Origin of the sequence: Rhodococcus sp. WMMA185 (assembly GCF_001767395.1) — a bacterium.
Classification (GTDB): domain Bacteria; phylum Actinomycetota; class Actinomycetes; order Mycobacteriales; family Mycobacteriaceae; genus Rhodococcus_F.
Map to the genome: position 1 here is coordinate 2,919,092 of NZ_CP017014.1, position 12,666 is coordinate 2,931,757.

The 12,666-nt window shown below is 63.3% G+C and carries 15 protein-coding genes; 9 read left to right on the plus strand and 6 right to left on the minus strand.

What is annotated here, in order from left to right:
- Positions 1 to 95 precede the first annotated feature (95 nt).
- Genes BFN03_RS13140 through mnhG form a run of 6 tightly spaced genes read left to right on the plus strand, consistent with a single transcriptional unit; the run spans position 96 to position 6,270 of the window.
- Positions 96 to 2,930, plus strand: a complete 2,835-nt coding sequence (locus BFN03_RS13140; protein WP_070380902.1) for a Na+/H+ antiporter subunit A — start codon at positions 96 to 98, stop codon at positions 2,928 to 2,930.
- Entirely contained in the window at positions 2,927 to 3,505 is a 579-nt protein-coding gene (locus BFN03_RS13145) for a Na(+)/H(+) antiporter subunit C (RefSeq protein WP_070379369.1), read from the plus strand. Before BFN03_RS13140 ends, BFN03_RS13145 begins: the two co-directional genes overlap by 4 nt.
- Positions 3,502 to 5,121 carry a Na+/H+ antiporter subunit D gene (locus tag BFN03_RS13150; protein ID WP_070379370.1) on the plus strand — a complete coding sequence of 540 codons (1,620 nt, stop codon included), beginning with the start codon at positions 3,502 to 3,504 and terminating at the stop codon, positions 5,119 to 5,121. Before BFN03_RS13145 ends, BFN03_RS13150 begins: the two co-directional genes overlap by 4 nt.
- Complete coding sequence (locus tag BFN03_RS13155; RefSeq protein ID WP_070379371.1) at positions 5,118 to 5,690, plus strand: Na+/H+ antiporter subunit E; 573 nt, start codon at positions 5,118 to 5,120, stop codon at positions 5,688 to 5,690. Before BFN03_RS13150 ends, BFN03_RS13155 begins: the two co-directional genes overlap by 4 nt.
- On the plus strand, positions 5,687 to 5,944 hold the full coding sequence (locus tag BFN03_RS13160) for a monovalent cation/H+ antiporter complex subunit F (protein WP_070379372.1): 258 nt from the start codon (positions 5,687 to 5,689) through the stop codon (positions 5,942 to 5,944). The genes BFN03_RS13155 and BFN03_RS13160 overlap by 4 nt, the downstream gene beginning before the upstream one ends.
- Positions 5,941 to 6,270, plus strand: a complete 330-nt coding sequence (gene mnhG / locus BFN03_RS13165) for a monovalent cation/H(+) antiporter subunit G (protein ID WP_070379373.1) — start codon at positions 5,941 to 5,943, stop codon at positions 6,268 to 6,270. Before BFN03_RS13160 ends, mnhG begins: the two co-directional genes overlap by 4 nt.
- A 37-nt stretch (positions 6,271 to 6,307) precedes the next feature.
- Here mnhG and BFN03_RS13170 read toward each other — a convergent pair whose 3' ends face one another.
- From BFN03_RS13170 to BFN03_RS13185, 4 genes are all read right to left on the minus strand, one after another.
- Positions 6,308 to 7,432: a glutamate--cysteine ligase gene (locus BFN03_RS13170; RefSeq protein ID WP_070379374.1), complete on the minus strand. Its 1,125-nt coding sequence runs from the start codon at positions 7,430 to 7,432 to the stop codon at positions 6,308 to 6,310.
- 76 nt (positions 7,433 to 7,508) lie between these two features.
- Entirely contained in the window at positions 7,509 to 8,210 is a 702-nt protein-coding gene (gene sodC / locus BFN03_RS13175; protein ID WP_070379375.1) for a superoxide dismutase[Cu-Zn], read from the minus strand.
- A 73-nt stretch (positions 8,211 to 8,283) separates the two neighbouring features.
- Positions 8,284 to 8,802, minus strand: a complete 519-nt coding sequence (locus BFN03_RS13180) for a LytR C-terminal domain-containing protein (RefSeq protein ID WP_070379376.1) — start codon at positions 8,800 to 8,802, stop codon at positions 8,284 to 8,286.
- A 40-nt stretch (positions 8,803 to 8,842) separates the two neighbouring features.
- Complete coding sequence (locus BFN03_RS13185; RefSeq protein WP_070379377.1) at positions 8,843 to 9,181, minus strand: DUF3263 domain-containing protein; 339 nt, start codon at positions 9,179 to 9,181, stop codon at positions 8,843 to 8,845.
- Between the two features lie 175 nt (positions 9,182 to 9,356).
- On the opposite strand from BFN03_RS13185, the gene BFN03_RS13190 reads away from it, so the two are divergent.
- Genes BFN03_RS13190 through BFN03_RS13200 form a run of 3 tightly spaced genes read left to right on the plus strand, consistent with a single transcriptional unit; the run spans position 9,357 to position 11,740 of the window.
- Positions 9,357 to 9,947, plus strand: coding sequence for a peptide deformylase (locus BFN03_RS13190; RefSeq protein ID WP_070379378.1), 591 nt, complete (start codon positions 9,357 to 9,359; stop codon positions 9,945 to 9,947).
- Positions 9,937 to 10,920 carry an N-acetylglutamate synthase, CG3035 family gene (locus BFN03_RS13195; protein WP_070379379.1) on the plus strand — a complete coding sequence of 328 codons (984 nt, stop codon included), beginning with the start codon at positions 9,937 to 9,939 and terminating at the stop codon, positions 10,918 to 10,920. Before BFN03_RS13190 ends, BFN03_RS13195 begins: the two co-directional genes overlap by 11 nt.
- A 16-nt stretch (positions 10,921 to 10,936) precedes the next feature.
- On the plus strand, positions 10,937 to 11,740 hold the full coding sequence (locus tag BFN03_RS13200; protein ID WP_070379380.1) for an exodeoxyribonuclease III: 804 nt from the start codon (positions 10,937 to 10,939) through the stop codon (positions 11,738 to 11,740).
- A gap of 59 nt (positions 11,741 to 11,799) precedes the next feature.
- On the opposite strand, the gene BFN03_RS13205 is transcribed toward BFN03_RS13200, so the two are convergent.
- Positions 11,800 to 12,162, minus strand: coding sequence for a GNAT family N-acetyltransferase (locus tag BFN03_RS13205; RefSeq protein WP_070379381.1), 363 nt, complete (start codon positions 12,160 to 12,162; stop codon positions 11,800 to 11,802).
- Positions 12,163 to 12,254: 92 nt separating this feature from the next.
- Positions 12,255 to 12,626 (minus strand): GNAT family N-acetyltransferase, encoded by a 372-nt coding sequence (locus BFN03_RS13210; RefSeq protein ID WP_070379382.1) that lies wholly within the window; start codon positions 12,624 to 12,626, stop codon positions 12,255 to 12,257.
- Positions 12,627 to 12,666: the final 40 nt, after the last annotated feature.

Here is a 12,666-nt window from a genome sequence, read left to right on the forward strand (position 1 = left end):
CGAACCAGTACGATGTCAGTAAGCCCCACTTACAGCCCGCCCTACACAACACACAATGTTCGTGCCGACACCCCGCTGACCCCGACGGAGTGCCTTTGCTCGCTGTTCTGCTCGCCCATGCCATAGCCGCGGTTCTGTCTCCGCTCGTAGTGCGCAGGTTCGGCCGTAACGCTTTCTACCTTCTTTCCCTCGTTCCACTGGTCTCGCTCGGGTGGGTGTTCTCGCACTGGGGGACTGAGCAGACACTCTCCATCGAGTGGGTTCCCGGCTTGTCGATGAACATCGACTTCTGGTTCGATCCGCTCGCCGCGATCATGTCCGTCTTGGTGCTGGGCGTCGGCACACTCATCCTGATCTACTGCGCCCGCTACTTCACCGATGACGAGCCGAGGTTGGGCATCTTCGCCGCCGAGATGGTGGCATTCGCCGGGGCTATGTTCGGCCTCGTCGCCAGCAACAACATGCTGCTGCTGTTCACCTTCTGGGAACTGACGACGGTTCTGTCGTTCCTGCTGGTCGGTCATTACGCCGAACGTGCATCGAGCCGTCGCGCCGCGGGGCAGGCTCTCCTGGTCACCACAGCAGGCGGGCTGTCCATGCTCGTCGGCATCATCATCCTCGGCCAGGTTGCGGGCACCTACAACCTGTCAGAGGTGATCGAGGTCGCACCGCGTGGATGGCTGCCCGGGGTAGCGATCGTTCTGATCCTGGTCGGCGCACTATCGAAGTCCGCGATCGTTCCCCTGCACTTCTGGCTCCCCGGGGCGATGGCCGCCCCGACGCCGGTCAGTGGCTATCTACATGCCGCGGCCATGGTGAAGGCGGGCATCTACCTGGTGGCCAGGTTGGCCCCCGGATTCGCGGATGCGGCACCGTGGCGGGCCACGATCATCACTCTCGGCGTGCTGACCATGGTGCTCGGCGGGTGGAGAGCGACGAGATCGTACGACCTGAAGCTGCTCCTGGCTTTCGGAACCGTCAGCCAACTCGGTTTCATGATGGTTCTCGTCGGCCTGGGTACGCGGAACGCCGCGCTGGCCGGGATGACGATGATCGTGGCTCACGCGCTGTTCAAGGCGTCCCTGTTCATGGTGGTCGGGATCATCGACCACACGGCAGGCACCCGCGACATCCGCAAGCTCGCGCACCTCGGTCGACGAGCGCCGACGCTGGCGGCCTTCGCCGCGCTGGCCGCGGCGAGCATGGCAGGTCTGCCGCCACTGCTCGGATTCGTCGGCAAGGAAGCAGCCTACGACGCCCTGCTGGGCACGTCCGTCCTCGCGGACCCGGCACGACTTGCCACGGTCGCTGTGGTTGTACTCGGATCGATTCTCACGGTCGCCTACAGCGCACGTTTCGTGTGGGGAGCATTCGGCCGCAAAGCGCACCACTACCCGAGCGCCGCGGTGCGGAGTATGGGTGCCGTCAGCCCCGGTTTCCTCGCTGCTCCCGCGATTCTCTCCGTTCTGGGTCTGGCCGCCGGACTAATGGCCCCGCAACTGGAGACGCTGCTGACGCCCTACTCGAGCGCGCTGCCCGCAGCGGGCGCCACCGAGTACCACCTGGCACTGTGGCACGGATTCAACACCGTTTTGCTACTCACACTGCTGGTGATCGTCGCCGGCTTCGCCCTGTTCGCCGCACAGGGCTGGGCCCGCCGACTACATTTCGATTTTCTGCCCGTCGGCAACGCCGATCGGATCTACGACGCAACCTTGCGCGGCATGGACTCCCTGTCGATGCGGTTGACCGGTGCCACACAGCGCGGTTCGCTTCCCCTCACGCAATCGACCATTCTCGTGACCCTCGCAGTGGTGCCGTTGGTACTGCTGATCATCGGCACCAGAACCGGTGCCGACGTCCGGCTGTGGGATTCGTCGATCCAGTTCGCGATCGGCCTGATGATGGTAGCGGCCGCGATTGCCACCACAGTCATGCGCAACCGTCTCGCCAGCGCGATCCTGGTCGGGCTCACCGGCTACGGCCTCGGTGTCCTCTTCGCACTTCATGGGGCACCCGACCTCGCACTCACCATGTTCCTGGTCGAGACGGTGACTCTCGTCATCTTCGTGCTCGTCTTCCGGAAGATGCCGGCCGAAGTGGATGAGCGGAAATCGATCGGGTTCAAGCTTCCGCGGGCGCTACTTGCCGTGGCGGTGGGTGCCACCATCACGACCATCGGCGCGTACGCCGTCAACGCCCGTAACACCACGCCGATCTACGAGAGGCTCCCCGATGCCGCCTACTATCTCGGCGAAGGCAAGAACGTCGTCAACGTCCTGCTTGTCGACATTCGCGCGTGGGACACACTCGGCGAAATATCGGTGCTGCTCGTCGCCGCCACCGGAGTCGCGAGCCTGGTGTTCCGCAACCGCCGCTTCGGCAGTGCGCCGCGGGTGTCCGACGCGACAGGCGCCGAAGTAGTTTCGCCGCCTTCGCAGTCGGAGACCACGTGGCTGCTCGCCGGGGACCTGATCGACCCGAAGCATCGATCACTGGTCGTCGAGGTGACGACCCGCCTGATCTTCCCGGCCATCATGGTGATGTCGTTGTACTTCTTCTTTGCCGGCCACAACGCTCCTGGTGGCGGTTTCGCCGGCGGACTGACGGCCGGACTTGCATTGGTGCTGCGCTACCTCGCAGGTGGACGATACGAACTCGGCGAGACGGTGCCGGTCGATGCGGGGAAGCTCCTCGGCTTGGGCCTCACCCTGGCCGCGGGCACCGCGGTAGTGTCGCTGTTCTTCGGCGCCCCGGCGCTGTCCTCCGCGGTCTTCGAGGTGACGCTGCCATTGATCGGTCACGTGAAGATGGTCACGTCGCTGTTCTTCGACCTAGGTGTGTATCTCATCGTCGTCGGTCTCGTGCTCGACATCCTCCGTAGCCTCGGGGCCCGCCTCGACGCGAAGATCGAGGTGAATCAGCGATGAGCGCCGACATCGGATTCCTGATCATCGTCGGCGCACTGCTGTCGGCCGGCACCTATCTGCTCATCGAGCGCAGTATCACCCGGATGCTCCTGGGCCTGCTCCTGTTCGGCAACGGGATCAATCTGCTGATCCTGACGTCGGCCGGTCCAGACGGCAACCCGCCGATCGTCGGCCGCGATTCGATTCACGAGTCGATAGCCGATCCCCTCGCCCAGGCAGTGATCCTGACGGCGATCGTCATCACGATGGGTATCGCCGGATTCGTCCTCGCGCTCGCCTACCGCTCGTTCACGATCACCACCCAGGACGCTCTCGAAAACGACCAAGAAGACACCCGGGTCCTGAGACGGCGTTCACGTGCCGAGGCTCCGGACCGCGACCGCTCTGACGACCCGATCACCGGCGAGCCCAGCTTCGGTGGCGACGCATTCGACCAGGACGGACATCCCATCCCGCTGGACAAACTGAAGAACCTCGAGGACCTCGAATCGTATGAGGGTCTTCACGAGGGCGACTTCGAAGGCGAGGAAGACGGAAAAGATACCGACACAGCCGAGATCGGGGAGAAGCCGTGACTATATCCCCGAACATCATCGGAACCCTCGCGCCACTGCCTGTCCTCATCCCGATGCTCGGCGCGGCTGCCACGATGGTTCTCGGTCGTCGCCCCCGTGCCCAGCGGGTCATCACACTCGTCGCGCTGATCTCCGTGCTCGTCGTGTCCGGGCTGCTCCTTTATCTCGCCGACCGTGACGGGACCACGGCAATCCAGGTAGGCGGCTGGGAATCCCCGATCGGGATCACGTTGGTAGTCGACCGGCTGTCTGCGCTGATGCTGGTCGTCTCGTCGATCGTGCTGCTCGCCGTCATGGCGTACGCAGTCGGTCAGGGCATCCGCGACGGCAGCGACGACCAACCTGTCTCCATCTTCCAACCCACCTATCTGGCGCTGACGGCAGGCATCTCCAACGCGTTCCTCGCCGGCGACCTGTTCAACCTCTTCGTCGGATTCGAGGTGCTGCTCGCCGCAAGTTTCGTGCTGCTGACACTCGGGGCGAGCGCCGACCGGGTCCGTGCGGGTGTCTCGTACGTGATGGTGTCGATGCTGTCGTCGCTGATCTTCCTGGCGGGAATCGCCTTCGCCTACGCGGCGACCGGAACACTCAACCTCGCCGACATGGCTACCCGTCTCGACGGCATCCCATCCGGGACACGCGCGGCGATCTTCGGCGTGCTACTCGTGGCGTTCGGCATCAAAGCCGCCGTCTTTCCGTTGTCGGCGTGGCTACCCGACTCCTATCCCACTGCCCCTGCTCCTGTCACCGCCGTGTTCGCCGGCCTGCTGACCAAGGTCGGCGTCTACGCGATCATTCGTACTCATTCGCTACTGTTCCCCCAGGGCGATCTCGACAACCTGCTGATGGTGTGCGGCCTTCTGACGATGCTCGTCGGCATTCTCGGAGCCATAGCGCAGACCGACATCAAACGTCTGCTGTCCTTCACACTGGTCAGTCACATCGGCTACATGGTGTTCGGCGTTGCGCTGTCCACTCAGGAGGGTCTCTCGGGCGCCATCTACTACGTGGCCCACCACATCCTCGTGCAGACCACACTGTTCCTCGTGGTTGGTCTGATCGAACGACAAGGCGGATCTTCGTCGCTGCGCCGCCTCGGTGGACTCGCTGCCGCCAGCCCGGTCCTCGCCATCGTCTTCCTTGTGCCTGCGCTCAACCTCGGTGGTATTCCGCCGTTCTCGGGATTCATCGGCAAGGTCGCGCTGCTGCAGGCTGGCGCCGAGGACGGGAGCACTCTGGCATGGATTCTCGTTGCCGGCGGCACCGTAACCAGCCTGCTGACTCTCTACGCCGTCGCGCGCGTGTGGGCCAAGGCGTTCTGGCGGGCCCGGGCAGATGCCCCGGAAGGTGATCTCGCCGATGTCGGGCCGTCCGCATTGCTCGACGAGTCCGACGTAGTCATCGCCTACGACGATCGCCCCGACGTCGGCCGTATGCCTGCAATGATGTTGATACCCACTATCGCGCTCGTCGCGGTGGGGGTAGCGATGACGGTCTTCGCCGGGCAGATCATCCATATCAGCGATCGCGCGGCGAGCGATCTGCAGGACCGCTCGATCTACATCGACGCAGTCCTCGGCGGTCACGTCGGCGAAGCGCAGGAGGCACCCCGATGAAACGCGAGAGAATTCTCCGCCTCGTCTCACTGTTGTGGCTCACCGCGGTGTGGATCCTGCTGTGGGGCAACGTGAGCTTCGCCAACATCATCGGCGGACTCGCAGTGGGCGTCCTCATCACCGTGCTCATGCCCCTGCCGCAAGTGCCGGTGGAGGGCAGGGTGCACATCCTTCCCCTGCTGCAACTGATGGTGATGTTCGCGTACTACGCGATCCAATCAAGCCTCCAGGTCGCCTGGTTGGCACTTCGACCCGGACCGCTGCCTGCCACCGGCGTTCGGCGCTACCAGCTGGGCATCAAGTCGGATCTGGTGCTGACTCTGTGTATCGATCTCCTCAACCACATTCCAGGCACCATGGTCCTCGAGATCGACCAGGAGAAGAGGGTCGTCTACGTTCACGTCCTCGACATGGGCTCCGAGAAGGCAGTCCGACAGTTCTATCGCACAGTCGCGCATCTGGAACGGTTGTTCATCGCGGCCTTCGAGCGGGACTCTGACTGGAAGCCGAGCGCCTGGCGAAATACTGACCTGGAGTACGACTACCACTCGCAGGAGAACAATTCATGACAGTCGTCGCGATCATTTCCGGGACGATCCTGGTCGTCGCCGCACTACTGACGACCTATCGTCTCCTGGACGGCCCCAACTCACTGGATCGGCTCGTCGCGCTCGACACGTTGATCGCACTCTTCATGGGTGGGCTCGCCGTCTGGGCTGCTTATACGGGAGATTCCACGATCGTGCCTGCCATCGTCGCACTGTCTCTGATGGGCTTCATCGGTTCGATTTCGGTGCCACGCTTCCGGGTGCGTGACAAGTGAGCACCGCATTGAACGTCATTGGTGCCGCGCTGATGCTGTGCGGTTCCCTGTTCTCACTGACAGCAGCGATCGCCATCGTTCGATTCCCGGACACTTTGCGACGCATGCACGCCGCCACCAAACCTCAAGTGGTGGGTCTCATCATGATCCTTGTGGGAACCGTCATCGAACTCCGGGGAAATGTCGACATCTGGATGTTGATCCTGGCCTGCATCTTCATCCTTTTGACGGCTCCGGTGATCGCACACCGGGTCGGCCGGGTGGCATATCGAGAGCAAGAGGGGCAGGCGGGGACGGCACACCCGCCGGGTGTCGACAACCCGTGAAGCGGCGGGAGGGTGTAATCGACCCGTTCGAAGGGCATCACCCCCCAAGCTCCTTCACCAGTGCGTCGACCACAGCGACCAAATCGCCTCCAGTCTCTGCGGCGACACGCCGTTGCCGTTGATAGGAGGCTCCCCGGCGCGGAATCTCAGCGACACTAGCCAATTCGTCTGCGCAGCCCAGTCGCGCTGCGGTCGGTGCCAGCTTCTCGAGCAAGTCGTTCAGATCGTCGGTGACGAGACGCTCGTTGCTGTCCTCGTCGAGAATGATCTCGGCATCGAGCCCGTACCGTGCGGCTCGCCATTTGTTTTCCTTGACGTGCCACGGCTGCAGGTTCGGCAGCCTCTCGCCCGCCTCGAAACGCCGGTCCAAATCGACGATCAGACAGTGCACGAGGGCGACAAGGGAACTGAGCTCCGCGCGCGTAGGGATCCCGTCGAAGACACGGACCTCGATTGTCCCCCACTGCGGCGCAGGCCTTATGTCCCAGTGCATCCCACCGATCTTGGTGATCACACCAGTCTTCATCTGGTCGCTGATGAAACCCTCGTACTGCGCCCAATTCGCGAACTGGTACGGAAGCCCCGCCGTCGGTAGTTGCTGGAACATGAGCGCACGGTTGCTCGCATATCCGGTGTCGACTCCTCCCCACATCGGTGAAGACGCGGACAACGCCAGCAAGTGCGGATACTGCTGCAACAGGGCATTGAGGATCGGGAACACCTTCAGCGGCGAAGATACACCGACATGCACGTGCACACCCCAGATCAGCATCTGACGGCCCCACCACTGGGTACGCTCGATCAGCTCGTCGTAATCCGGTGTGCGCGTGACCAACTGGGAAGACCAGCGGGCGAATGGGTGTGTGCCCGCGCAAATGAGATCGACCCCGAGAGGATTCGCCGCACGACGCAGCAGGTCGAGCGACTCACCCAGGTCGTCCATCGCCTCACCGACGGTGGAGTGGATTCCGGTGACGAGTTCGACGGTGTTGCGCAGAAGTTCCTTCGTGATACGCGGATTCCCCGGCCCCGCCAGATCCTCCACGGCGGCGAACACTTCCGCCGCCGTGTTGGAGAGATCTCGCGTAACTCTGTCGACCAGCGCGATCTCCCACTCGACACCGAGTGTCGGCCGAGGGGATCCGGGAAAGGGAACTACCACGATACCGATCCAACCACAGGCCAGGGCGCATGGCAGCACACATCCGCCCCGGAATCTACCGGGACATCACACGGTCTCAGCTCACGTGGATGACACCGCAGGCTACGCGAGCGCCCGCATCCCCGGTGTCCAGGGTGACCTGATCCGGAGCAGGTGCGTAACGAGCGGGGATGTTGCCGAAGTTGTCGGGACCCGCGTGGATCATGATTGCGGTACCGGTGTCGCCGTTCTCGAGATCCTCGACCGTGAAGGAATCTGTGGTGGTGACCAATTCGGCCGTACCGTCAGCCAGCACCTGTATCGAAGTGAGGTCGCCGCTTGCGGGGTGACCAGAGCGACCGTCCACCTGGAAGTGTCCGCCTGCGGACAGGAAGTCGCCGGGTTCGCCGCCGGTGGGCGCGACCGAGTTCGGCTCGCACGCTCCGATCGAATGGACGTGGAAGCCGTGGAATCCGGGCGTCTGATCCTCGACCGACGTCGTAACCGTTACGTGGTCGCCGTCCTGCCGGAACGTGACAGAACCCACCTCGGCACCGTCGGCATCCCTCAGCGTCGCGGTGGCAACACCAGCCCCACCGGACCCGTGCGAATCGCTGGGGGCATCGCCGGGAGCGCCCACGGCACCAGGGTCCGCCGCACCCGTCCAGACCGGAGGGGTGGTGCCAGGAATGTCGCTCGGCTCCTCACTATTGCTGCATGCGGCTAGCCCGAATGCAGCAATGGCCACAACTGGGGTGACTTTGCGCCAGGACATCCGCCGGGAAGAACTCGAGGCCATCAAACCGCTCCTTTGAGGTGGCAAAGAACTGCGACTGATCATAACGGCAGCGCTCGGCGCACCTGCGTCCGGTCTACGACGCAGCGGTGACGATGACGATCACGCCCTCGGGCAGATCGTCGATACCCGGGAACCGCGGCTCGGCGGATACATCGAGCTGAGAAGCGATCTCCGTCGCTGCCTCCTGCTCCGCGGCGGAAGTTCCGTAATAGACAGTGGTTTCGGAGACGGCACTGTCGCTGTAGTTGCCCGTTTCCGAAACCGTCCAACCCAAGTCCGTCAACCTTGCGGCAGTCTCGCCGGCGAGACCATTGACACTGCTGTTGTTGAATACCGAAACCGAGACCGACCTCACATCCGCCGACTCGGGTGTGGTCGCGGCAGGGGGAGCCGTCTCGGAAGCCTGCGCCGCGCCCACTGCTCCCGCGGGCGCGGTCGTACTGGCCTCAGTCGGTGTCGCGGCGGTTTCCTCGGAGTTCGAGCCTGCCAGGGACGCGAACCCGATACCTGCGAACAGAATGGCAAGGGCTATCAGCACCATTGCAAGGGCACGCAGAGGCGGGCCGGAGGATTCGGGTCTCGGAGTGCTCACGATGTCGACCTTAGCGATGGAGTGCTAGGTGGCATCGAAGTTACGTGACATCGAATCCGAGGCGGCGCGCGGCGCGGGCTTTTTGCCTGCTCGCTCGAAGTCTGCGTAGCCGCTTCACGAGCATCGGATCTGCTGCGAGCGACTCCGGGCGGTCTACCAGTGCGTTGAGGACTTGGTAGTAGCGCGTCGCGGACATATCGAAAAGTTCCTTGATCGCGTCTTCCTTGGCGCCGGCGTACTTCCACCATTGACGCTCGAAGGAAAGGATGTCGCGTTCCCGACGGGTGAGACCGTCGTCACCGATGTCCTCGGCCCTTGTCAGGTTGTTCTCGTCGGTGCGCTCAGATTGATTCCGATTTCGCGCTGTTGCAGCGTCCATCTCACTCCTCGACTAGCTCTCGCCCGACCTCAGCGAAACCACGCTCCCCCGACTCCTCGATCCCGTGGCCGACCGAGAAACGAATCACACCGCTGTATTTCAGTGACTATTCAACCACGACGAGGGCCACAGGCAGTGCCAACGGCCCGGGCGCGCCGCGCTATCCTTGGCAAACATGGCCATTCTCCCCATCCGGATCGTGGGCGACCCGGTGCTGCACGAACCCACCCAAGAGGTATCCCTGTCACCTGCGGAACTCGCCGAGATCATCACCGACATGTACGACACGATGGACGCCGCAAACGGTGTCGGTCTCGCAGCCAATCAGGTCGGCCTGCCGCTGCGAATATTCGTCTACGACTGCCCTGACGAGCGAGAGGACGGCCGAACCAGCGGGCGCCGGGGCTGCGTCGTCAACCCCGTTCTAGAAACCTCGGAGCGCCCGGAGACCATGCCGGACCCGGAAGACGACCTCGAGGGCTGCCTCTCCGTGCCGGGCGAGCAATTCCCCACCGGTCGAGCCGACTGGGCGAAGGTCACGGGCACGGACGCCGACGGAGCTCCCGTCGAGATTGAGGGTTACGGTCTCTTCGCCCGCATGCTTCAGCATGAGGTGGGCCATCTCGATGGGCTCCTGTATCTCGACATGTTGATCGGCCGCAACGCGCGTGCGGCGAAGAAGACCATCAAGCGCGAAGGATGGGGCGTACCCGGTCACAGTTGGACCCCTGGAACGGTCGAAGACCCGTTCGGCCATGCGGGCTGAACATCCGCTCGGTAGCCGGGTGGTGATGCGATATGCGTTGCCACCCGGACACAGCCATCGGATGACCGATGTCATCGGCACTTTGGAAAGTGTCGAGCCGTTGGTGATCGTCCGCGCTGCGCACGACACCCTTGTCGAGGTGGAACCTGAGCGCGTGCTTGCACTCAGGACGATTCCTCCGCGTCCGATACGGACGAGCGAGATCCGTTCCCTCGAAATCGCATCCGTCGACGGTTGGCCGGGCGTCGAGCAGGCGTGGATCGACGGGTGGCTCGCCCGATACGGCCACGGCTTCACCGGACGCGCCAACTCGGCGAGCCCTCTCGGCGACCGCGGCACTGTCGGGAGTTTGAACGACACCTCGGCCCGAAGCACACTTGCACGCCTTCGCGCCTGGTACGACGAGCGCGGCCTCCCGCTGCGGCTACTGATCCCGGATCGTATGGGAGACGTCCCGCGCGACTGGGAGGTCAGCAGAGAAGTGGTCGTGATGGCGGCCGATATCGAGGATCTGGCACTACCGGAGGGTCCGCGATCGGCCGTCGTGACCGACCAACCCGATCCCGACTGGCTCGCCCTGTACCGCTACCGCGGGTCTGCACTGCCCGATTCCGCGATCGACGTTCTGAACTCGGTCCAGGGTGGCACCCTCGGCTTCGGCCGGATCAGCGCAGACGATTCGACGCTGCTTGCGGTTACGCGCGGCTGCGTGACATCTGTACCCGACGGTCGTCTCCGCGTCGGCCTCACCGCGGTCGAGGTGGCCGAGACTCACCGTCGGCAGGGAATCGGCACCCGGATCTGCGGTGACATGGTCAAATGGGGGCACGAGCACGGCGCCACCCAGGCGTATCTGCAAGTCGCCGCCGAGAACGAGGCCGCCCAGGCGATGTATCGAGGAATCGGCTTCCGCACGCACCATCACTACCGCTACGCCACCGATCCCGGCGGCAAGCGGGGTGTCGGAGCTTAGCGCTAGTCTTGCTCCCGTGCGTATCGCAACCTGGAACGTGAACTCTGTCCGTGCTCGTACCGACCGGATTCTGGACTGGCTACAGCGGACCGACACCGACGTGCTGGCGATACAGGAAACCAAGTGCAAGGACGATCAGTTTCCATACGAGCGCTTCCGGGAAGCGGGCTACGAAATAAGCCACGTCGGCCTGAGCCAGTGGAATGGTGTTGCGATCGCGTCGCGCGTCGGGCTCGAGGACGTGCAGATCGGCTTCGAAGATCAGCCCGGGTTCCACAAGGATCCTGAGGTAGCACCAGTCCAGGAGGCGCGAGCGATAGGTGCAACCTGCAACGGCGTCCGGGTGTGGAGCCTCTACGTGCCGAACGGCCGCGAGCTTACCGACCCGCACTACACCTACAAGCTCGACTGGCTGGCCAAGCTGCATACCGATGCGGTCGGGTGGCTGCAGGAAAATCCGGATGCACAGATCGCGCTGATGGGCGACTGGAATGTAGCCCCCACCGACGAGGATGTGTGGGATCCAGCTCTGTTCGAAGACAGGACCCATACATCCGTACCCGAACGTGAGGCGTTCTGGGCTTTCGTCGAATCCGGGTTCGCGGACGTTGTCCGGCCACACACCCCCGGACCTGGGGTCTACACCTACTGGGACTACACGCAGTTGCGATTCCCCAAGAAGCAGGGCATGCGGATCGACTTCGTCCTCGGCTCACCGGCGCTGGCCAACCGCGTCGACAAAGCCGAGATCGATCGGGACGAACGCAAGGGCAAGGGCGCCAGCGATCACGCGCCGGTCATCGTGGACCTCTGCGATTGAGGACGTGCCGCTTCATCGCATAGACAGCTTGCGGTAGCGGCACGCTCGACGATGGAACACTAGTCGGGCACGAGCACGTCCAGCCTCTCCGAGTTCCGTGCCAGGTATCGCTGCACATACGTGCAAATCGGACGCACTTTCCAGCCACGAGCAAGGGCCGAGTCCAAGGCCTCACGCACAAGAACTGCAGCAAGCCCACGACCGCTGAATTCCTCTTTGACGACGGTGTGCATGAAAGCAATCACCTCGCCGGATTCGGTGTTGAATCCGGGGATCTCACCCTCGTCTCGATAGCCGAGGATGCCCACCAGTTCGTCCCCGAGCCACAGATCGAATCGTTCATGTGCAGGGTTGTCGAGCACGCGAGCATCGCTGATACTCACGCTCCCGCTCGACTCGGAACTGTTCGAACTGTGATTCATGCCACTATGAAAGCAGTAAGACGACGTTCTCGCTAGTGCAATTTCGGGTTTCATTTTTCATTTCCAAAAGGTGTCCGGATACGGCCGGATCGTCAGCGCGCGACCGGCGCGATGAGATCCCGGTACTCGGGGTGAGTTGAGACGAACCTCTGCACGTACTTGCACACGGGCTGCACCTGCCAGCCGTACCGACGGGCCAGATCGAGCGCGCCCCCCACCATGACGCCCGCGAGTCCACGGTGACCGAAGTCCTCCACGATCACCGTGTGCATGAACGAGACGACGGGTCGATGCTTCCGCACGATCGCCGGCCTCGTTGGTGGCACCCCAAAGCCTGTCCCGGCGGGCGCCTTCGAGAGGTCGAAGTATCCGAGGATCCCGACCAGATCACCACTCAGACGCAGTTCGAAGCGATTTTGATCGGAATTGTCGACAATGTCTATGACCTGCTGATCCGTCAGCATTTCGTCCTCCTAGGGTATGCGCCCGTTACCAATCTGTGAC